Source organism: Streptomyces sp. NPDC051921 (assembly GCF_040680975.1).
Lineage (GTDB): Bacteria > Actinomycetota > Actinomycetes > Streptomycetales > Streptomycetaceae > Streptomyces.
In genome coordinates this window covers 282,492-303,050 of record NZ_JBFAXU010000005.1, presented here as the reverse complement: position 1 = coordinate 303,050, position 20,559 = coordinate 282,492, and the positions used below count along the sequence as shown (strand labels likewise).

The following is a 20,559-nucleotide window of genomic DNA, read 5'->3' as shown; positions in this document are numbered from 1 at the left end:
GGGTGCCGATCACCCTTTCGTGTGCTTTTCACCAAAGACCTCAAGGGGCACGAGAGCCACGCCGACAAAGGATGCGTGAGTACCCTTGCGCACACCATGATGACCCCCGCCCGCCCCGTCGAGTCCGGCCTCGGCGCCCCGGGCGACCTCGACCGCTACCCCTACGCGGAGGCGCCCGGAGCCGACCGCGTCGGCCCGCCCGCCTGGGAGATGCCGGAGGACCTCGGCCGGGTCGGCCGCAGGGCCACCGGCAGTCGCGGCCGCGGGCTGCACGGCCAGCTCGTCCAGCAGCTCGGCCAGATGATCGTCTCCGGCGACCTCGGTGCCGACCGCCCCCTCGTCCCCGAGGAGATCGGTCAGCGCTTCGAGGTCTCACGCACCGTCGTCCGCGAGTCGCTGCGCGTCCTCGAGGCCAAGGGCCTGGTCAGCGCCCGCCCCAACGTCGGCACCCGGGTCCGGCCGGTCAGCGACTGGAACCTGCTCGACCCCGACATCATCGAGTGGCGCGCCTTCGGGCCGCAGCGCGACGACCAGCGGCGCGAGCTGAACGAGCTGCGCTGGACCATCGAGCCCCTCGCCGCCCGGCTCGCCGCCGGGCACGGCCGCGAGGACGTCCAGCAGCGCCTCGCCGACATGGTCGAGATCATGGGCCACGCGTACGCCCAGGGCGACGGCATCACCTTCTCCCGCGCCGACGCCGAGTTCCACGCCCTCCTGATCCAGCTCGCCGGCAACCGCATGCTGGAGCACCTCTCCGGCATCGTCGCCTCGGCCCTCCAGGTCTCCGGGGCGCCCGCGACCGGCTGTGACCGCCCGAGCGAGGGCTGCCTGGGCCATCACGCCCGGATCGTCGACGCGCTCGCCGCCGGGGACGCCGTCGCCGCCGAGTCGGCCATGCGGCAGCTGCTGACCGTCCACCCCGAGGTGGAGCGCGTCGTGCCGGCTCCCCGCGAGCACTGATCCGCGAGTCGTGGCCAGGAGCGCCGCCGCATCCGCGCCGCGTGCCGCCGGACCCGAGCGCAGTCCGGGGGCGGAGAACCGCCCCCGGATGCGCCCGGGTCTGGCGGCGCGAAGGTGCGACCGTGGAAGGTGGGACCGGAATCGATCGGTCCGGACCCCTTGATTGTGTCGCGTTCCGGAGGTTTCATGGTGGATTCGTCGCAAATGAGGTGTGACTCGGGCCACGCGGATTGGGCGTAACACTCCTCGAAGCCGCGCGATGACCTAAGAGGTGACAGCCGAGGAAGGAATACAGCAGCCGCTCAGGGCGCTGTGCAGTTCCCCGGTCCAGCCCGCGCCGTCGGCACATTCCTGGCCGACGGTCGTCGGCTCCAGCCTGATCCAGGGCGGGGCCGGAAGCCGTTTTCCATCGTTCCGAGAGGTTGTTCGTGTCGGCCAGCACATCCCGTACGCTCCCGCCGGAGATCGCCGAGTCCGAGTCTGTGATGGCGCTCATCGAGCGGGGAAAGGCTGATGGGCAGATCGCCGGCGATGACGTGCGTCGGGCCTTCGAGGCTGACCAGATTCCGCCAACCCAGTGGAAGAATGTTCTGCGCAGCCTCAATCAGATCCTCGAGGAAGAGGGTGTGACGCTGATGGTCAGTGCAGCGGAGTCGCCGAAGCGCGCCCGCAAGAGCGTCGCAGCGAAGAGCCCGGCCAAGCGCACCGCCACCAAGACCGTCACCGCCAGGACGACCGTGACGAAGACCGTCTCGGCCGCCACCGCGGCCCCGGCGGCCGAGAGCGCTGACCCGGCCGACGAGGCCGGAGCGCCGGCCAAGAAGGCCGCGGCCAAGAAGACCGTCGCCAAGAAGACGGTGGCCAAGAAGACCGTCGCCAAGAAGACGGCGGCCAAGAAGACCACGGCCAAGAAGGGCGAGGACGAGGAGCTGCTCGAGGGCGAGGAGCTGCTCGAGGACGTCGCGCCCGGCAAGGACGAGGAAGAGGCCGAGGGCGAGAGCAAGGGCTTCGTCCTGTCCGACGAGGACGAGGACGACGCTCCTGCGCAGCAGGTCGCCGTCGCCGGTGCCACCGCGGACCCGGTCAAGGACTACCTGAAGCAGATCGGCAAGGTCCCGCTGCTCAACGCCGAGCAGGAGGTCGAGCTCGCCAAGCGCATCGAGGCCGGTCTGTTCGCCGAGGACAAGCTGGCGAACTCCGACAAGCTGGCCCCGAAGCTCAAGCGCGAGCTGGAGATCATCGCCGAGGACGGCCGCCGCGCCAAGAACCACCTCCTGGAGGCCAACCTCCGTCTGGTGGTCTCGCTGGCCAAGCGCTACACCGGCCGCGGCATGCTCTTCCTGGACCTGATCCAGGAGGGCAACCTGGGTCTGATCCGCGCCGTCGAGAAGTTCGACTACACCAAGGGCTACAAGTTCTCCACGTACGCCACCTGGTGGATCCGTCAGGCGATCACCCGCGCCATGGCCGACCAGGCCCGCACCATCCGTATCCCGGTGCACATGGTCGAGGTCATCAACAAGCTCGCCCGTGTGCAGCGCCAGATGCTCCAGGACCTGGGCCGCGAGCCCACCCCGGAGGAGCTGGCCAAGGAGCTCGACATGACCCCGGAGAAGGTCATCGAGGTCCAGAAGTACGGCCGCGAGCCGATCTCGCTGCACACCCCGCTGGGCGAGGACGGCGACAGCGAGTTCGGTGACCTCATCGAGGACTCCGAGGCGGTCGTCCCGGCCGACGCGGTCAGCTTCACCCTTCTGCAGGAGCAGCTGCACTCCGTCCTCGACACGCTCTCCGAGCGTGAGGCCGGCGTCGTCTCCATGCGCTTCGGACTCACCGACGGGCAGCCGAAGACCCTCGACGAGATCGGCAAGGTCTACGGCGTGACGCGTGAGCGCATCCGTCAGATCGAGTCCAAGACCATGTCGAAGCTGCGCCACCCGTCGCGTTCGCAGGTGCTGCGCGACTACCTCGACTGACGGGACCCGCTCAGGGACTCGTCCGCCGAGGGCAGGTACGACGAACGAAGGGCCCGGTTCCCCCGCACGGGGAGCCGGGCCCTTCGGCGTCCGCGCGGGTGGCACGGCGGGCACGCCTGGACGACGCTGGGTGAACCGACACCATCGGAGAGTCAGGAGGCCCCATGCGTCGTCCCGTCGCCCGAGCTTTGACCGGTGCCCTGGGCCTGATCGCGGCGGCCGTGGCACCGCTGGCCGCCGTGGCCCCCGCGTCCGCAGACAGCGTCGTGGTCGGCGGGCAGCCGACCCGGATCACCGAGGCCCCGTGGGTCGTCGCGCTGTCCAGTCGTGACCGGTTCGGGGGAACGCGGGCGGGGCAGTTCTGCGGAGGGGTGGTCGTGGCCCCCACCAAGGTGCTCACGGCGGCCCACTGCCTGGGCCGCGAAGTGCTGGGCGGTGAGCCGTGGCAGCTCTCCGACTTCAAGGTGATCGCGGGGCGCACGTCCTTGCGCGGGTACGGCGGTCAGGAGGTCCGGATCAGCGGCACCTGGGTCAATCCGGACTACGATCCGGCGGGGAACTCGGGCGATCTGGCGGTGCTCACGCTGGAGAAGGCCTTGCCGGCGGCGTACGTGATCGGGGTGGCCGCCCCGGGTGACGCGGCGATGGCGCCGGGGACGCCGGCGACCGTGTACGGCTGGGGGGACACGACCGGCAACGGCTCGTACGCGACGTCCCTGCGCTCGGCCCAGGTACAGGTGCTGCCCGACGGGGCCTGCGAGCGGGCGTACCCGGGCGGCTTCGGCGTCTCGTACCGCGGCGACAGCATGCTCTGTGCCGGGGACCCGAACGGAGGCAGGGACGCGTGCCAAGGTGACAGCGGGGGGCCGCTGGTGGCGCGGGGGCGCCTGATCGGGCTCGTCTCCTGGGGGAGCGGCTGCGGTCAGGCGGAGAACCCCGGGGTCTACACCCGGGTGTCCGCGGTGCTGCCGCAACGCTTCTGACCGTCCGCCGCGACAGCGTCACGGTACGAGAACGGGCGGCCACCCCCCTTGGACTGCGGGAGTGGCCGCCCGTCGGCCGGTCGTCAGGGACCGGCGCTTCGCTCGTCGTGGATGCGAGGCGTCAGTGCTCGTCGCCCATGGTGCGCGCCGGCACGTCGGTGAGCCGGTCGGTCTCGTCCTGTATCTCTGCGGCGATCTTCTTGAGTTCCGGCTCGAACTTGCGCCCGTGGTGGGCACAGAAGAGCAAGTCACCGCCGCTGACAAGGACGACACGCAGGTAAGCCTGGGCGCCGCAGCGGTCGCAGCGGTCAGCGGCCGTCAGGGGGCTCGCGGGGGTCAGAACAGTAGTCACGTCGCCTCTTCTCTAGCTCGACGAGCTGTCGTACCAGGGTCAACATCCAACCAGGCCGAAAACGTTCCCGCTCGTGGCTTTTCCTCGAAACTTCTTCCAGGTGGCTGTCTGCTGCCGGTTGGCGGCGAATGAGCCGTATTGCTTCGCTCTACGGGTTTCGCGTTGCTGTGTGTGGTTGCGTCCCTCCGGCGGGTTGCCGGTTGTTCATGAGGACGTGCCCGAACCCTAAATGGTTCATGCCTCGAAGGGAACGTGATGTTCGCGTCACCCCATCGAGGGATCGAACATTCATACGACACTGGACTAGCATGAGGAATCAGGAGGGTGGCGTGACAACGGCTCTACCAGGCATCGGTACCCTCTGACGGGTGACCGACGCCGGGCCTTACCCCACCGGGCCAGATTTCAAATTCAGCGAGGAGCGAACCGCGTGACCGCCGAGACGTCCGTGCCGTCCAGTGCGCTGCTGACCGCAGACCGTGACGGTTCCAACTACACCGCGCGGCACCTGCTCGTCCTGGAGGGGCTCGAAGCCGTCCGCAAGCGACCCGGTATGTACATCGGGTCCACCGACAGTCGCGGCCTGATGCACTGCATCTGGGAGATCATCGACAACTCGGTCGATGAGGCCCTCGGTGGCTACTGCGACCACATCGAGGTCATCCTCCACGACGACGGATCCGTCGAGGTCCAGGACAACGGCCGCGGCATCCCGGTCGACGTCGAGCCGAAGACCGGACTCTCGGGCGTCGAGGTCGTCATGACCAAGCTGCACGCCGGCGGAAAGTTCGGCGGCGGCTCGTACGCGGCCTCGGGCGGTCTGCACGGCGTCGGCGCCTCCGTGGTCAACGCCCTGTCGGCCCGCCTCGACGTGGAGGTCGACCGCAACAGCGCGACGCACATGATCTCCTTCCGTCGCGGTGTCCCCGGCATCTTCACCGAGCAGGGCCCCGACAGCCCCTTCGACCCGTCCGGCGGCCTCCGCAAGGGCAAGCGCGTCCCCAAGACCCGCACCGGCACCCGCATCCGCTACTGGTCGGACCGGCAGATCTTCCTGAAGGACGCCAAGCTCTCCCTGGAGACGCTGCACCAGCGCGCCCGCCAGACCGCCTTCCTCGTCCCCGGCCTCACCATCGTCGTCCGCGACGAGCGCGACCTGGAAGGGGTCGGCAAGAGTGAGGAGACGTTCCGCTTCGACGGCGGCATCAGCGAGTTCTGCGAGTTCCTCGCCCAGGACAAGGCCGTCTGCGACGTGCTGCGCCTCACCGGCCAGGGCACCTTCAAGGAGACCGTCCCGGTCCTCGACGACCGCGGCCACATGACCCCCACCGAGGTCACCCGAGAGCTCGGCGTCGACGTCGCCCTGCGCTGGGGCACCGGCTACGACGCCACGGTCAAGTCCTTCGTGAACATCATCGCCACGCCCAAGGGCGGCACCCACGTCTCCGGCTTCGAGCAGGCGATCACCAAGACGGTCAACGAGGTGCTGCGCTCCGCCAAGCTGCTGCGCGTCGCCGAGGACGACATCATCAAGGACGACGCCCTCGAAGGCCTCACCGCCGTCGTCACGGTCCGCCTCGCCGAGCCGCAGTTCGAAGGCCAGACCAAGGAGGTGCTCGGCACCTCCGCGGCCCGCCGGATCGTCGCCACCGTGGTGGCCAGGGAGCTCAAGGCGTTTCTGACCTCCACCAAGCGCGACGCCAAGGCGCAGGCCCGCGCCGTCCTGGAGAAGGCCGTCGCCGCCGCCCGTACCCGGATCGCGGCACGTCAGCACAAGGAGGCGCAGCGCAGGAAGACGGCCCTGGAGTCCTCCTCGCTGCCGGCCAAGCTCGCCGACTGCCGCAGTGACGACGTCGAGCGCAGCGAGCTCTTCATCGTCGAGGGAGACTCCGCGCTCGGCACTGCCAAGCTCGCCCGCAACAGCGAGTTCCAGGCCCTGCTGCCGATCCGTGGCAAGATCCTCAACGTCCAGAAGTCCTCCGTCTCGGACATGCTGAAGAACGCCGAGTGCGGAGCGATCATCCAGGTCATAGGAGCGGGCTCGGGCCGCACCTTCGACATCGACGCCGCGCGGTACGGCAAGGTGATCATGATGACCGACGCCGACGTCGACGGCTCCCACATCCGCACGCTGCTCCTGACGCTGTTCCAGCGCTACATGCGGCCGATGGTCGAGCAGGGCCGCGTCTTCGCCGCCGTGCCGCCTCTGCACCGCATCGAGCTGGTCCAGCCCAAGAAGGGCCAGGACAAGTACGTCTACACGTACTCGGACGGCGAGCTGCGCCAGACCCTGCTCGAGTTCCAGCGCAAGGGGGTCCGCTACAAGGACTCCATCCAGCGCTACAAGGGCCTCGGCGAGATGGACGCCGACCAGCTGGCGGAGACCACCATGGACCCGCGCCACCGCACCCTGCGCCGGATCAACATCGGCGACCTGGAGGCGGCCGAGCAGGTCTTCGATCTGCTCATGGGCAACGACGTGGCGCCCCGCAAGGAGTTCATCACCAGCTCCGCGGCGACCCTCGACCGCTCGCGCATCGACGCCTGACGCGGAGGTCCTCGACCCGTCCGCCCTGACCGGCCCGCCCGATACGACTGTCGGACGGGCCGGTCAGGCATGTCGGGGGAGGCGTCACACAATGGGGTGAAGAGGGGCGGGAGAAGAGTCCGGGATCTTCCCGCTCTGTCCATCCTTGGGCACGCGGCCGAAACGGTTCGCTGACAAGGAGAGTTCACGGGTGGAGAAGCAGGAAGGGCGCGACCCCGCGGCGGTGCGGATCGACGATCCCTGGTACGACGAGCTGGCCGCCGGCTGGGGCGAGCACGACGGGGGCGAACCCGAGGGCACCCCGGCGGCGCCGGGCGTCCTGCCCCGGCAGCCGAGCGCGCCGACCACCGCCGACATCTACCTGGAGGTCCAGCGCAGCCCCGCCTTCCAGGAGGTCCGCAGCCGGTACCGCGGGTTCGTCTTCCCGGCCGCCGCCGCCTTCCTCCTCTGGTACCTCGCGTACGTCGTCGCCGCGATCGCCGCCCCCGCCCTCATGGCCCGCCCCGTCGCCGGAGCGGTCAACGTCGCCATGGTCGCCGGGCTCGCCCAGTTCGCCACGACCTTCCTGCTGACCTGGGCCTACGCCCGGCACGCCCGGCTGCGCCGGGACCGGGCCGCCCTCGAACTGCGCTGGGACACCCAGGAGATGACCCGGGGGGTGCGGCCGTGAGCGGCGACCACCAGAACCTCGCGCTGCTGCTGTTCAGCGTGTTCATCGCGGTCACCCTGGGGATCACCACATGGGTCGGCCGCAACCGGCGGGGCTCGGCCGAGGAGTTCTACGCCGGCGGCCGGCTCTTCTCCCCGATGGAGAACGGCTTCGCCATCGCCGGCGACTACATGTCCGCCGCGTCCTTCCTCGGCATCTCCGGCCTCATCGCGCTGTTCGGCTACGACGGCATGCTGTACTCGGTCGGCTTCCTCGTGGCCTGGCTGGTCGTGCTCCTGCTCGTCGCCGAACTCGTCCGCAACTGCGGCCGGTTCACCCTCGCGGACGTCGTCGCCTCCCGGATGGCCGAGCGCCCGGTCCGGATCGCGGCAGGCGCCTCCTCCGTCACCGTCTCCGTGCTGTACCTCGTGGCCCAGATGGTCGGCGCCGGAAGCCTCGTGGCCCTGCTGCTCGGCGGCACCAGCGACGCCGCCCGTTCCTGGACGGTGGTCGGGGTCGGGGCGCTCATGGTCGTGTACGTGACGCTGGGCGGCATGCGGGCCACCACCTGGATCCAGATCGTCAAGGCCGTGCTCCTCATGGCCGGCACGATCGCCCTCACCGCGCTCGTCCTGGTCCGCTTCCACGGCGACTTCGACCAGTTGCTCACCACCGCGGCCGAACGCAGCGGTCACGGCCGGGACTTCCTCGCCCCGGGGCTGCGCTACGGCGGTGACTGGGCGGCGCGCCTCGATTTCGTCAGCCTCGGGATCGCCCTCGTCCTCGGCACCGCCGGGCTCCCGCACATCCTGTCCCGCTTCTACACCGTGCCCACGGCGCGCGCCGCCCGCCGTTCCGTCGTCTGGTCCATCGGCCTCATCGGCAGCTTCTACCTGATGACGATCGTGCTCGGCTTCGGTGCCGCGGCCCTCGTCGGGCCCGACACCGTTCGCGCCTCCAACGCCGCGGGCAACACCGCCGTACCGCTGCTCGCCCTCGACCTCGGCGGCGGAGCGGGTTCCACCGGCGGCACCGTGCTCTTCGCCGTCGTCGCCGCCATCGCCTTCGCCACCATCCTGGCCGTCGTCGCCGGCATCACCCTCGCTTCCTCCGCCTCCGTCGCGCACGACCTGTACGCCTCGCTGCGCCGCCGGCACGCCCGGCAGGTCAGCGAGGTGACCGTCGCCCGGTTCGCCGCGGCCGGGATCGGCGCGGCCGCGATCGGCCTCGGGCTGCTCGCGCGCGATCTCAACGTGGCGTTCCTGGTGGGTCTCGCCTTCGCCGTCGCCGCCTCCGCGAACCTGCCCGTGCTCCTCTACTCGCTGTTCTGGCGCAGGTTCACCACCCGTGGCGCGGTCTGGTCGGTGTACGGAGGTCTGATCCCCGCGGTGCTGCTCGTGGTGGTCTCCCCGGTCGTCTCCGGCAGCCCCGAATCGCTCTTCCCGGGCGTCGACCTCCAGCTCTTCCCGCTGCAGAACCCCGGCGTCGTCTCCATCCCGCTCGGCTTCCTCGCGGGCTGGCTCGGCACCGTCACCTCGCCCGAGCCGCCGGACGAGGCCCGGCACGCAGAGACGGAGGTCCGGGCGCTCACCGGCGCCGGGGCCGTCTGACCGAGCTCAGCGCGCCGTCGAGGAGGCCCAGACGTACCGGTGCTCGGGGCGGCCCGTCTCGCCGTACTTCAGGGACAGCCGCACCCGGCCGGTCCGCTCCAGGAGCTTGAGGTAGCGCTGGGCGGTCTGTCGGCTCACCCCCGCCCGGTCGGCGATCTCCTGCGCCGACAGAGGCCCGTCCGCCGCGAGCAGCACCTGCCGGAGCAGTTCTGCCGTCGTGGGGGAGTGGCCCTTCGGCAGCTCGGGTTCGACCGCGCCCGCCGAAAGCGCCGCGAAGATCCGGTCCACCTCGGCCTGCTCGGCCTCGCCGCCGCCGTCCAAGGTCTGCCGCAGCGCAGCGTACGCCTCCAGCTTGGCGCGCAGGCCGGCGAAGCTGAACGGCTTCACCAGGTACTGCAGCGCTCCGTGGCGCATCGCCGCCTGGACGGTCGCCACGTCACGGGCGGCGGTGACCATGATCACGTCGCACGGGCGGCCGAGGGCGCGCAGCTCCCTGACGACCGCGAGACCGTTGCCGTCCGGGAGGTAGTGGTCGAGCAGGATCAGCTCCACGGGGGTGTCGGCCCCCGCGAGCTCGGCGCTGCGGGTCAGCGCCTCGGCCGCCGAGTGGGCGACGCCGACCACCCGGAAACCGGGCACCTTGGCCACGTAGGCGGCGTTGATCCGTGCCACGCGCTGGTCGTCGTCGACGACGAGGACGCCGATCTGCGCCGCTTCCCGGGTCATCGCTCCTCCACGGCGGGGGAGGACACCAGAGGCACGTCGGTCCCGGGCCCGGCCTCGGGCCCGACCTCGGGTTCGGCGTCGGTCAGCGCCTCCGGCAGCACCACGGTGAACTCGGCGCCCCCGTCCGCGCTCGCGCCGACCCGGGCGCTGCCGCCCCGGCGCTCCGCCAGGCGGCGCACCAGGGGGAGTCCCAGACCGCGCTTGCCGTGCGCCGGCGGCGCCTTGGTGCTCCACCCCTCGGTGAAGATCAGCTCGCGCCGCTCTGCCGGCACACCGGGGCCGCTGTCCGTGACCCGCAGCACCACCGTCCGTTCCTCGGCCCGCAGATCCACCTCCACGCGCGCGTGGAGGCTGCCGGAGGCGGCGTCGAGGGCGTTGTCGACCAGGTTGCCGACGACGGTGACCAGTTCACGGGGGTCGACGAGCCGGTCCGGGAGCAGCGAGCCGGGGGCGATGCGCAACGAGACGCCCCGCTCGGCGGCGACGGCGGCCTTGCCGACGAGCAGCGCGGCGAGCAGCGGGTCGTGGACCTTCTCGGTGACCTGCTCGGCCGTGGCGCGGTGCACGCCGACCACCTCGGTGACGAACTCGGCAGCCTCCTCGTACATCTCCAGTTCGAGCAGCCCGAGCAGGGTGTGCATCCGGTTGGCGTGCTCGTGGTCCTGGGCGCGCAGCGCGTCGATCAGTCCGCGCGTCGAGTCCAGCTCGCGGCCGAGGCGCTCCAGTTCGGTGCGGTCGCGGAGGGTGGCGACCGCACCGCCGTCGTCCGTGGGCATCCGGTTGGCGATGAGCACCCGGCTGCCGCGCACGGTGACCAGGTCCTCGCCGGTGGCCCGGCCCGCCAGCACGTCGGCTGTGCGGCCCTCGCCCAGGACCTCCTCCAGCGGGTGCCCGGTGGCTTCGGGGCCGAGCCCGAGCAGGCGCTGCGCCTCGTCGTTCATCAGCCGGATCCGGCCGGTCCGGTCGAGGGCCACGACGCCTTCGCGGATGCCGTGCAGCATCGCCTCGCGCTCGGCGAGCAGCGCCGAGATGTCGGAGAAGGCCAGGTCATGGGTCTGCCGCTGCAGCCTGCGGGAGATCAGGTACGCGGCGAGCGCGCCCGCGGCAAGGGCTCCGCCGGCGTAGCGGAGCAGGCCGGGGATGGCCGCCACGAGCCGGTCGCGGACGCTGTCGTACTCGATGCCGACCGAGACCGCGCCGACGATCTCGCCGCGGGAGTCCCGCAGCGGTGCCTTGCCCCGGGCCGAGCGCCCGAGGGTGCCGCTGTCGATCTCCATGACCTCGTGGCCGGCGAGCACGTCGCTCGGGTCGGTGGAGACCACCTTGCCGATCCGTTCGGGGTCGGTGTGCGACCAGCGGACCCCGTGGGTGTCCATCACGACCACGTACTCGGCACCGGTGGAACGCCGGATGCGCTCCGCCTCCGTCTGCACGGGCCCCAGGGCGGACGGCCTGCTGGTCGTCACCCCGGCGGCGACCTGCGGAGAGGCCGTGGTCTGGGCGATGGCGAGGGCACGGCGCATGGCCTGGTCGTCGAGCTGGGCGCTGAGCGGGGCCAGGAACAGCCCGGTCGCGAGCACGGTCACCCCGGTCGCGATGACCAGTTGCATCAGCAGGACCTGCGAGAACACCCGCCGCGGCCACCCGAACCTGCGCCGGCGGACGGGTGGCCGCGCGGCGGGGCTCGATGCGGGGCTCATGGCGGAAACGGTACGGGGGCGAGGGCGCGGACCGGAAATACCGCTTCCGCCCGGACGGGACCGCCGCTGCCCGGAGCCCCGGCGGCGCCTGCCTATCCTGGGTTTTCGCGGTCGTGGGACCGGCCGCGGGCACCACGCGTACGCACCGACGGCCCGGAGGCATGACCCTTGACCACCCAGCAGATCCCCGTCGTCGTCCTGGCCGGGTTTCTCGGGGCGGGGAAGACCACCCTGCTCAACCATCTCCTGCGCAGCGCGCGCGGGACGCGGATCGGGGTCATGGTCAACGACTTCGGCGACATCGGCATCGATGCCATGACCGTGGCCGGCCAGGTCGGCTCCACCGTCTCCCTGGGCAACGGCTGCCTGTGCTGCGCGGTGGACGCGAGCGAGCTCGACGAGTACCTGGAGGTGCTGACCCGCCCCGAGGTCCGGCTGGACGTCATCGTGATCGAGGCCAGCGGCCTCGCCGAGCCGCAGGAGCTCGTCCGCATGGTCCTGGCCAGCGACAACGAGCGGATCGTCTACGGGGGCCTGGTCGAGGTGGTGGACGCGGCCGAGTTCGCCGCGACCCGCGACCGCCACCCGGAGACCGACCGCCATCTCGCGACCGCCGACCTCGTCGTCGTGAACAAGGCCGACCGCGTGGCGCCGGACGCGCTCCGCATCGTGCGGGAGACCGTCACCGGGCTCGCCCCGCGGGCGGCGGTGGTCGAGGCCGCGCACGGACGGATCGACCCGGAGCTGCTCTTCGACCGGGTCGTGCCCGAGGGCGAGATCGCGGGCCAGATGTCGATCGAGGACATCCTGTACGCCGCCGAGGACGAGGAGCACGCCCACCCGCACGCGGCCTACGACACGGTCTCCCTGGCGACCGCGACCCCGTTGCACCCGCGCCGGCTGATGTCCTTCCTCGACTCCCGGCCCGAGGGTCTCTACCGGCTCAAGGGCTTCGTCGACTTCGGCGCCGCCGACCCGGCCAACCGCTATGCCGTCCACGCGGTCGGCCGCTTCCTGCGCTTCCGCCCCGAGCCGTGGCCGGCCGGCGAGGAGCGCCTCACGCAGCTCGTCCTGATCGGCTCAGGCGTCGACGCGGCGGCGCTCCGCAAGGGGCTCGCCGCCTGCGAGCTCGACGGCTCCGAGGACGCCCCGGACGAGCAGAGCATGTGGGGCGTCCTGAGGTACGTGCCCGGAAGCGAGGACGAGCCGGGGAGCGAGGCCGAGGACGAGGCGGAGGTGGGCCGGGCCGGTGAGGCCAGTGCCGCCCGGGCCGCCGTCGTCGTGCGCCGCCGGTAGTCGTGCACGGTGACCGCGGCCGGCAGCGGTCACCGGGGGAGCAAGGGGGCAGAGCCTTGTAGGCGAGACCGGGCCCTGCCGGAGCGTCACGCGTCGGCCGGGACGGCGGCCCCCGCGCCGACCGCCGCGAGGTAGGCGTCGAGACCGTCCGTGGTCCCGCCGGCCCATCCCACGTAGCCGTCCGGGCGGATCAGGAAGAGGCCGGTGCCGTACGCCGCGTACGCGGCGAGCCGGGCCGTCCGCACGGGCGCCCGCGCCGGAACCGGGGCCGGGAGCGGGACGCCGACGGCGAGCAGCGTGAAGTGCGGACCCCGGAAGACGTCGAAGAGGCGGTCCTCGCCGCAGGGTCCGTCCGGGGCGCGGTCGCCCGCACGCAGCGCGTCCTCGGCGAGTCCGTCGCGGGTCTCCACGGCGAGCGCCGAGTCCCGGTATCCGAGCATGAGCTGCTGGACCTCCTCGCCGCGCTGGGTGCCCCCGCCCTCCGAGCTCGCCCGGTGGATGCGGGTGCTGATGCCGAGGACATCGGCGGCGATGGGCATCCGCTCGCTCTCGTACGAGTCGAGGAGGGTCTCCGGGGCGTCGTGGCGCAGCACCTGGCCGAGCTTCCAGCCCAGGTTGTAGGCGTCCTGGACGCTGGTGTTGAGACCCTGGCCGCCGGCCGGGGAGTGCACGTGGGCGGCGTCGCCCGCGAGGAAGACCCGTCCCGCGCGGAAACGGTCGGCCATCGCCGCCCGGGCGCGGAAGTCCGAGGCCCACAGCACCTCGACGACGTCCTCCTCGCTCAGCGGGGTGCGGGCGGCCAGCAGCGCGCGCACTGCCTCGGGCGTGGTGTCCACGGCCGCCGTCTCGTCCTCGAAGCCGGTGATGAGCTGGAACCGGTCGCCCCCGGGCAGCGGGCAGAGCGCCACGGCGCCGCCCGGCGCCTTGAGCCAGATGTGCCAGTTGCCACGGTCGACGATCGCGTCGGGGGAGAGGCGGACGTCGGCGACGAGCATCGGACGGGGGTCGACCGTCTCGCCCGTCATGCCGATGCCGAGGGCCCTGCGGATCGTGGAGCGCCCGCCGTCGGCCGCCACCAGATAGGCCGCGCGCACCGTCTCGCCGGTGGAGAGGTCCGCCTCGACGCCGTCCTCCGACTGCCGGAGACCGGTGAGCGCGGTGCCGAACCGGATGTCACCGCCGAGCTCGGTCAGCCGCTCGTACAGCAGCTCCTGGGTGCGGGACTGCGGGATGAGCAGGGTGTTCGCGTACGGAACCTGCTCCGTCGGCTCCGAGCGCTCGAGCATGTCCCACTCGGCGAGGCGCTCGGTCCCCTCCCAGCCGAGCATCCGCGGGTAGAGCGTGCCCGCCGCCTCGATCCGGGGCAGCACGCCGAGGTCGTCGAGGACCTCCAGGCTGCGCGGCTGCAGACCCTTGCCGCGCGAGCCGGGGAAGAGCGCCTCCCCCTTCTCGACGAGCACCGCGCGCACCCCGCGGCGGGCCAGATCGATGGCGAGCACCAGTCCCGTGGGCCCCGCTCCGACGATGACGACGTCCGTGTCCATGACCGCTCCTCCGAGTCCTTAACGCCGTTAAGTTGCGGCATGGAGAGCATCCCCTTAACGCCGTTAAGCTGTCAAGGGGATAACGTGACGGGGTGGCGACCAAGAAGACGACCCGGCTGCAACCCGAGACAGTGGCGGAGACCGCCCTGCGCCTGCTGAACGAGCGGGGCCTCGACGGACTGACCCTGCGCGCCATCGCCCAGGAGCTGGACGTCCAGGCGCCCGCGCTCTACTGGCACTTCAAGAACAAGCAGGCGCTGCTCGACGAGATGGCGACCGTGATGTACCGGCAGATGGTCGCCGACCCCGAGGCGCGGCCGCCCGGCGACGTGAGCTGGCAGGAGCGGATCCTCGCGGCGAACCGCGGTCTGCGCGCCGGACTGCTGCGCTACCGCGACGGAGCCAAGGTCTACAGCGGTGCCCGGTTCACCGGCACCGATCACGCCGTCGACATGGAGGAGCAGCTGGGCGCGCTCGTCGAGGCGGGCTTCTCGCTGCGCGACGCGGTTCGGGCCAGCACGACCGCGTACATGTACACGCTCGGCTTCGTCACCGAGGAACAGGGCACGGAACCGGTGCCGGGACAGCCCCGCGAGGGCTTCGACGTCGGCGAACGGGCGGAACGCCTCGCCGAGTTCCCGCTCGCGGCGGCCGCCGGGGCGGAGATCTTCGCCGACTACGACGGCCGCTTCGAGGAGGGGCTGCGCCTGATCGTCGCCGGGATCGAGGCGACGTACGCGCCCGGCGGCTGACACGACGACGCCCCCTGCCCCGCGCGATCGCGGAACAGGGGGCGCACGGAACGCGGCCCGGGGCCGGCTAGCTCGCCGGGCCGGCCAGCACGTCCACAGGCTTGGCCAGCGGCGTGCCCGAGCCGTCACGGCGCGGGTCGATCTCGGGAAGCTCGGACGGGGTGCCGTTCTTCTGCGCGGCGCGGGCCGGGGTCGCACCCGCCCAGGCCAGGATCAGGACGTCCTCGCCCTTCAGGAAGCGCTGGCAGCGGACACCGCCGGTCGCCCGCCCCTTGCGCGGGTACTGGTCGAAGGGGGTCAGCTTCGCGGAGGTGGCGGCCGAGGCGTCGAGTGTGCCCGTCGCACCGGCGACCGTGAACACCACGGCCTCCGCCGCCGGGTCCACCGCGGTGAACGAGATGACCTCGGCGCCCGCGGCCAGCTTGATGCCCGCCATACCGCCGGCGGGCCGGCCCTGCGGCCGCACCTGGGACGCCGGGTAGCGCAGCAGCTGGGCGTCGGACGTGATGAAGACCAGGTCCTCCTCGCCCGTGCGCAGCTCGGTCGCGCCGACGATCCGGTCACCGTCCTTGAGGGCGATGACCTCCAGCTCGTCCTTGTTCGCCGGGTAGTCCGGCACCACGCGCTTCACCACGCCCTGCAGCGTGCCGAGCGCCAGACCCGGCGAGGCCTCTTCGAGGGTGGTCAGGCACACCACGGTCTCGCCCGCCTCCAGGGAGACGAACTCCGACAGCGGCGCACCGCCCGCCAGGTTGGGCGCGGTCGCGGTGTCCGGGAGCTGCGGCAGGTCGATCACCGCGACCCGCAGCAGCCGGCCGGCCGACGTGACCACGCCGACGTCACCGCGCTGCGTCGCCGCGACCGTCGAGACGATCACGTCGTGCCTGGTCCGCTTGCCGTCCTCGGCGGCCGGGAGCTCCTCGGTCACCGTGCGGGCCAGCAGCCCCGTCGACGACAGCAGCACCCGGCACGGGTCGTCGGCGACCTCCAGGGCCACCGCCGCGACCGGCGCGCCCGCCGACTCGAGCAGGACCGTGCGCCGGTCGGTGGCGAACTTCTTCGCGACCGCCGCCAGCTCGGCCGAGACCAGCTTGCGCAGCTCCGCGTCGGACTCCAGGATCCCGGTCAGCTCGTCGATCTCGCCGTTGAGGCGGTCGCGCTCGCTCTCCAGCTCCAGCCGGTCGAACTTGGTCAGCCGGCGCAGCGGGGTGTCCAGGATGTACTGCGTCTGGATCTCGCTCAGCGAGAAGCGCGCCATCAGGCGTTCCTTGGCCTCCGCCGAGTTCTCGCTCTCCCGGATCAGCCGGATGACCTCGTCGATGTCGAGGAGCGCGACGAGCAGGCCCTCCACCAGGTGGAGCCGGTCGCGCTTCTTGCCACGGCGGTACTCGGAGCGCCGCCGGACCACGTCGAAGCGGTGGTCGAGGTAGACCTCCAGGAGCTCCTTGAGGCCCAGCGTGAGCGGCTGGCCGTCGACCAGGGCCACGTTGTTGATGCCGAAGGACTCCTCCATGGGCGTCAGCTTGTACAGCTGCTCCAGGACGGCCTCCGGCACGAAGCCGTTCTTCACCTCGATGACCAGGCGCAGGCCGTGGTTGCGGTCGGTGAGGTCCTTGACGTCGGCGATGCCCTGGAGCTTCTTCGAGCCGACCAGGTCCTTGATCTTGGAGATGACCTTCTCGGGGCCGACGGTGAAGGGCAGTTCGGTGACGACGATGCCCTTGCGGCGGGCCGTCACGGTCTCCACGGTGGCCGTCGCGCGGATCTTGAACGTGCCGCGGCCCGTCTCGTACGCGTCCTTGATGCCGGACAGGCCGACGATCCGGCCGCCGGTGGGCAGGTCGGGGCCCGGCACGAAGCGCATCAGCGCTTCCAGGTCGGCGTTCGGGTAACGGATCAGATGCCGGGCGGCCGCGATGACCTCGCCCAGGTTGTGCGGGGGCATGTTGGTCGCCATGCCGACCGCGATCCCGGACGCTCCGTTGACCAGCAGGTTCGGGTACGCCGCCGGGAGCGCGACGGGCTCCTGCTCCTGCCCGTCGTAGTTCGGCGCGAAGTCGACCGTGTCCTCGTCGATCGAGTCCGTCATGAGCAGGGCGGCCGGGGCCATCCGCGACTCGGTGTACCGCATGGCGGCCGGCGGGTCGTCGTTGCCCAGGGAGCCGAAGTTGCCGTGGCCGTCCACGAGCGGCAGGCGCATGGAGAAGGGCTGTGCCATGCGGACCATCGCGTCGTAGATCGACGCGTCGCCGTGCGGGTGCAGCTTGCCCATGACCTCACCGACGACCCGGGCGCACTTCACGAAGCCGCGCTCGGGCCGCAGGCCCATCTCGCTCATCTGGTAGACGATGCGGCGCTGCACGGGCTTCATGCCGTCGCGGGCGTCGGGCAGCGCACGGGAGTAGATCACCGAGTACGCGTACTCGAGGAAGGAGCCCTGCATCTCGTCAACGACGTCGATGTCGAGGATTCGCTCCTCGAACGCGTCGTCCGGCGGCGGTGTCTTCGTGCTGCGGCGGGCCATCGCGGCTGCGGCTCCTTCACCAACAAGGTTGATCTGACGCGGACCATTGTGGACCGTGCCACGGACAACGCCGACCTCGACCCGGAAGAGGGACATCACGAACGGGCGGGAACTTCGCCAGGTGTCGACGCGCTTGCATACAGTGGCAGGACTTTTCCACATCGCGATCGAAGGGACGTACATGCCCATGGGTCACACGGCCACGGCCGAGGCCGGCTCCGGCGGCCTGACAGCGACCGAGCACCGGCTGGCCAACGGCCTGCGCGTGGTGCTGTCCGAGGACCACCTGACCCCGGTCGCCGCGGTCTGCCTCTGGTACGACGTCGGCTCGCGTCACGAGGTCCACGGCCGCACCGGGCTCGCCCACCTCTTCGAGCACCTGATGTTCCAGGGTTCGAAGCAGGTCCACGGCAACGGGCACTTCGAGCTGGTGCAGGGCGCCGGCGGCTCGCTCAACGGCACCACGAGCTTCGAGCGCACCAACTACTTCGAGACCATGCCCACGCACCAGCTGGAGCTGGCGCTCTGGCTGGAGGCCGACCGCATGGGCTCGCTGCTCGCGGCCCTCGACGACGAGTCCATGGAGAACCAGCGGGACGTCGTCAAGAACGAGCGCCGCCAGCGCTACGACAACGTGCCGTACGGCACCGCGTTCGAGCGGCTCACCGCCCTCGCGTATCCCGACGGCCACCCCTACCACCACACGCCGATCGGCTCGATGGCCGACCTGGACGCCGCCACCCTGGAAGACGCGCGGAACTTCTTCCGTACGTACTACGCGCCGAACAACGCGGTGCTGTCGGTCGTCGGCGACATCGACCCGGAGCAGACCCTCGCCTGGGTCGAGAAGTACTTCGGCTCCATCCCCGGTCACGACGGCAAGCCCGAGCCGCGCCCCGGCGACCTGCCCGAGGTCATCGGCGAGCAGCTGCGCGAGGTGATCGAGGAGGAGGTCCCGGCCCGCGCGCTGATGGCCGCCTACCGCCTGCCGCACGACGGCACGCGCGCCTGCGACGCGGCCGACCTGGCCCTGACCATCCTCGGTGGCGGCGAGTCCTCCCGTCTGCACAACCGCCTGGTCCGCCGCGACCGCACCGCCGTGGCCGCCGGCTTCGGCCTGCTGCGGCTCGCCGGCGCGCCCTCCCTGGGCTGGCTGGACGTCAAGACCTCCGGCGGCGTCGAGGTCCCGCAGATCGAGACGGCCGTCGACGAGGAGCTGGCGCGGTTCGCCGCGGAGGGCCCGACGCCCGAGGAGATGGAGCGCGCCCAGGCCCAGCTGGAGCGCGAATGGCTGGACCGGCTCGGCACGGTCGCCGGCCGGGCCGACGAACTGTGCCGTTACGCGGTGCTGTTCGGCGACCCGCAGCTGGCCCTGACCGCCGTCAACCGGGTCCTGGAGGTCACCGCCGAGGAGGTGCAGGAGGTCGCCAAGGCCCGGCTGCGCCCGGACAACCGCGCCGTCCTGGTCTACGAGCCGGTGGGACCCGAGAACGCCGACGACAGCGACGAGGAAGAGGGGGCGGACCAGTGACCGACGCTGCCGCGTCTTTGACGAGCATGACCTTCCACCCGCAGCCCCAGCCGGGCGCGGCCAGGCCCTGGGCCTTCCCGGCCCCGGAGCGCGGCGCGCTCGACAACGGCCTCACCGTGCTGCGCTGCCACCGTCCCGGCCAGCAGGTGGTCGCCGTCGAGATCTTTGTCGACGCCCCGCTCGACGCCGAGCCCGAGGGCCTGGACGGCGTCGCCACGATCATGGCCCGGGCCCTGTCCGAGGGCACCGACCAGCACTCCGCCGAGGAGTTCGCCGCCGAGCTGGAGCGCTGCGGCGCCACCCTCGACGCGCACGCCGACCACCCCGGCGTCCGGGTCTCGCTGGAGGTCCCGGTCTCCCGGCTGCCCAAGGCGCTCGGCCTGCTCTCCGAGGCCCTGATCGCCCCGGCGTTCGCCGAGTCCGAGGTCGAGCGCCTGGTGCGCAACCGGCTGGACGAGATCCCGCACGAGACGGCCAACCCGGCACGCCGCGCGGCCAAGCAGCTCTCCAAGGAACTGTTCCCGGCCACCGCGCGCATGTCCCGGCCGCGTCAGGGCACCGAGGAGACCGTCGAGGCGATCGACGCCGCCGCCGTCCGCGCCTTCTTCGACGCGCACGTGCGGCCGGCCGCGGCCACCGCCGTCGTCGTCGGCGACCTCACCGACGTCGAGCTGGACAAGGTGCTCGACGAGACCCTGGGCGCCTGGACGGGCGCCCCGGCCGCGCCGCGCCCGATGCCGCCCATCACCGCCGACGACACCGGCCGGGTCGTCATCGTGGACCGCCCGGGCGCCGTCCAGACGCAGCTGCTCATCGGCCGCGTCGGCGCCGACCGCCACGACCGCGTGTGGCCGGCCCAGGTGCTCGGCACGTACTGCCTCGGCGGCACCCTCACCTCCCGACTGGACCGCGTCCTGCGCGAGGAGAAGGGGTACACCTACGGCGTGCGCGCCTTCGGCCAGGTGCTGCGCTCCGACGGCGAGGGCCACGGTGCGTCGATGCTCGCCATCAGCGGCTCCGTCGACACCCCCAACACCGGCCCCGCACTTGACGACCTGTGGAAGGTGCTGCGCACCCTCGCGGCCGAGGGGCTGACGGACGCCGAGCGTGATGTCGCCGTGCAGAACCTGGTCGGTGTCGCTCCGCTCAAGTACGAGACGGCCGCCTCCGTCGCCGGCACGCTCGCCGACCAGGTCGAGCAGCACCTCCCGGACGACTTCCAGGCCCAGTTGTACGCGCGGCTCGCCGAGACGGGGACCGTGGAGGCGACCGCCGCCGTGGTCAACGCCTTCCCGGTGGACCGGCTCGTCACCGTCCTGGTCGGCGACGCGGCGCAGATCGAGGAGCCGGTGCGGGCCCTCGGCATCGGGGAAGTGACCGTCGTCACCGGCTGATTGAGCCGCCGTCA

At 71.7% G+C, this 20,559-nt stretch carries 15 protein-coding genes; 10 read left to right on the top strand and 5 right to left on the bottom strand.

Going from position 1 to position 20,559, the window contains the following annotated elements:
• The first annotated feature begins 21 nt into the window (after positions 1-21).
• From AB0M16_RS09790 to AB0M16_RS09780, 3 genes are all read left to right on the top strand, one after another.
• Complete coding sequence (locus tag AB0M16_RS09790; RefSeq protein WP_365340707.1) at positions 22-960, top strand: FCD domain-containing protein; 939 nt, start codon at positions 22-24, stop codon at positions 958-960.
• A 428-nt stretch (positions 961-1,388) separates the two neighbouring features.
• Positions 1,389-2,936, top strand: a complete 1,548-nt coding sequence (locus AB0M16_RS09785; RefSeq protein WP_365340705.1) for an RNA polymerase sigma factor — start codon at positions 1,389-1,391, stop codon at positions 2,934-2,936.
• Positions 2,937-3,100: 164 nt separating this feature from the next.
• Positions 3,101-3,919 carry a serine protease gene (locus AB0M16_RS09780; RefSeq protein ID WP_365340703.1) on the top strand — a complete coding sequence of 273 codons (819 nt, stop codon included), beginning with the start codon at positions 3,101-3,103 and terminating at the stop codon, positions 3,917-3,919.
• 121 nt (positions 3,920-4,040) lie between these two features.
• Here AB0M16_RS09780 and AB0M16_RS09775 read toward each other — a convergent pair whose 3' ends face one another.
• Complete coding sequence (locus tag AB0M16_RS09775) at positions 4,041-4,271, bottom strand: hypothetical protein (protein WP_365340701.1); 231 nt, start codon at positions 4,269-4,271, stop codon at positions 4,041-4,043.
• A gap of 430 nt (positions 4,272-4,701) precedes the next feature.
• On the opposite strand from AB0M16_RS09775, the gene AB0M16_RS09770 reads away from it, so the two are divergent.
• The 3 genes from AB0M16_RS09770 (at position 4,702) to AB0M16_RS09760 (ending at position 9,078) form a co-directional block, all read left to right on the top strand.
• Positions 4,702-6,819, top strand: a complete 2,118-nt coding sequence (locus tag AB0M16_RS09770; RefSeq protein WP_365340699.1) for a DNA topoisomerase IV subunit B — start codon at positions 4,702-4,704, stop codon at positions 6,817-6,819.
• A 190-nt stretch (positions 6,820-7,009) separates the two neighbouring features.
• Complete coding sequence (locus AB0M16_RS09765) at positions 7,010-7,489, top strand: DUF485 domain-containing protein (protein ID WP_365340697.1); 480 nt, start codon at positions 7,010-7,012, stop codon at positions 7,487-7,489.
• A complete protein-coding gene (locus tag AB0M16_RS09760; protein WP_365340695.1) occupies positions 7,486-9,078 on the top strand; it encodes a cation acetate symporter in 1,593 nt (530 codons plus the stop codon). Before AB0M16_RS09765 ends, AB0M16_RS09760 begins: the two co-directional genes overlap by 4 nt.
• A 6-nt stretch (positions 9,079-9,084) precedes the next feature.
• Here the strand turns inward: AB0M16_RS09760 and AB0M16_RS09755 are convergent, their stop codons facing one another.
• Together AB0M16_RS09755 and AB0M16_RS09750 are read right to left on the bottom strand one after the other, a co-directional pair.
• Positions 9,085-9,804 (bottom strand): response regulator, encoded by a 720-nt coding sequence (locus AB0M16_RS09755; protein WP_365340693.1) that lies wholly within the window; start codon positions 9,802-9,804, stop codon positions 9,085-9,087.
• Positions 9,801-11,504, bottom strand: coding sequence for a sensor histidine kinase (locus AB0M16_RS09750; RefSeq protein WP_365340691.1), 1,704 nt, complete (start codon positions 11,502-11,504; stop codon positions 9,801-9,803). Before AB0M16_RS09750 ends, AB0M16_RS09755 begins: the two co-directional genes overlap by 4 nt.
• A gap of 168 nt (positions 11,505-11,672) precedes the next feature.
• Here AB0M16_RS09750 and AB0M16_RS09745 point away from each other — a divergent pair, with 168 nt between their 5' ends.
• Positions 11,673-12,800: a GTP-binding protein gene (locus AB0M16_RS09745; protein WP_365340689.1), complete on the top strand. Its 1,128-nt coding sequence runs from the start codon at positions 11,673-11,675 to the stop codon at positions 12,798-12,800.
• Positions 12,801-12,886: 86 nt separating this feature from the next.
• Here AB0M16_RS09745 and AB0M16_RS09740 read toward each other — a convergent pair whose 3' ends face one another.
• Positions 12,887-14,344, bottom strand: coding sequence for an FAD-dependent monooxygenase (locus tag AB0M16_RS09740; protein WP_365340687.1), 1,458 nt, complete (start codon positions 14,342-14,344; stop codon positions 12,887-12,889).
• A gap of 92 nt (positions 14,345-14,436) precedes the next feature.
• Between AB0M16_RS09740 and AB0M16_RS09735 the strand changes: the two genes are divergently transcribed.
• Entirely contained in the window at positions 14,437-15,096 is a 660-nt protein-coding gene (locus AB0M16_RS09735) for a TetR/AcrR family transcriptional regulator C-terminal domain-containing protein (RefSeq protein ID WP_365340685.1), read from the top strand.
• A 67-nt stretch (positions 15,097-15,163) separates the two neighbouring features.
• Here AB0M16_RS09735 and AB0M16_RS09730 read toward each other — a convergent pair whose 3' ends face one another.
• A complete protein-coding gene (locus AB0M16_RS09730; RefSeq protein WP_365340683.1) occupies positions 15,164-17,620 on the bottom strand; it encodes a DNA topoisomerase IV subunit A in 2,457 nt (818 codons plus the stop codon).
• Between the two features lie 181 nt (positions 17,621-17,801).
• Between AB0M16_RS09730 and AB0M16_RS09725 the strand changes: the two genes are divergently transcribed.
• Together AB0M16_RS09725 and AB0M16_RS09720 are read left to right on the top strand one after the other, a co-directional pair.
• Positions 17,802-19,151, top strand: coding sequence for a pitrilysin family protein (locus tag AB0M16_RS09725; protein WP_365340681.1), 1,350 nt, complete (start codon positions 17,802-17,804; stop codon positions 19,149-19,151).
• On the top strand, positions 19,148-20,545 hold the full coding sequence (locus AB0M16_RS09720) for a pitrilysin family protein (RefSeq protein ID WP_365340679.1): 1,398 nt from the start codon (positions 19,148-19,150) through the stop codon (positions 20,543-20,545). The genes AB0M16_RS09725 and AB0M16_RS09720 overlap by 4 nt, the downstream gene beginning before the upstream one ends.
• Positions 20,546-20,559: the final 14 nt, after the last annotated feature.

Coding starts and splice junctions, on each gene's coding strand:
- AB0M16_RS09780 (WP_365340703.1), top strand. CDS start 3,101: ATGCGTCGTCCCGTCGCCCGAGCTTTGACCGGTGCCCTGGGCCTGATC.
- AB0M16_RS09755 (WP_365340693.1), bottom strand. CDS start 9,804: ATGACCCGGGAAGCGGCGCAGATCGGCGTCCTCGTCGTCGACGACGAC.
- AB0M16_RS09750 (WP_365340691.1), bottom strand. CDS start 11,504: ATGAGCCCCGCATCGAGCCCCGCCGCGCGGCCACCCGTCCGCCGGCGC.
- AB0M16_RS09740 (WP_365340687.1), bottom strand. CDS start 14,344: ATGGACACGGACGTCGTCATCGTCGGAGCGGGGCCCACGGGACTGGTG.
- AB0M16_RS09730 (WP_365340683.1), bottom strand. CDS start 17,620: ATGGCCCGCCGCAGCACGAAGACACCGCCGCCGGACGACGCGTTCGAG.
- AB0M16_RS09725 (WP_365340681.1), top strand. CDS start 17,802: ATGCCCATGGGTCACACGGCCACGGCCGAGGCCGGCTCCGGCGGCCTG.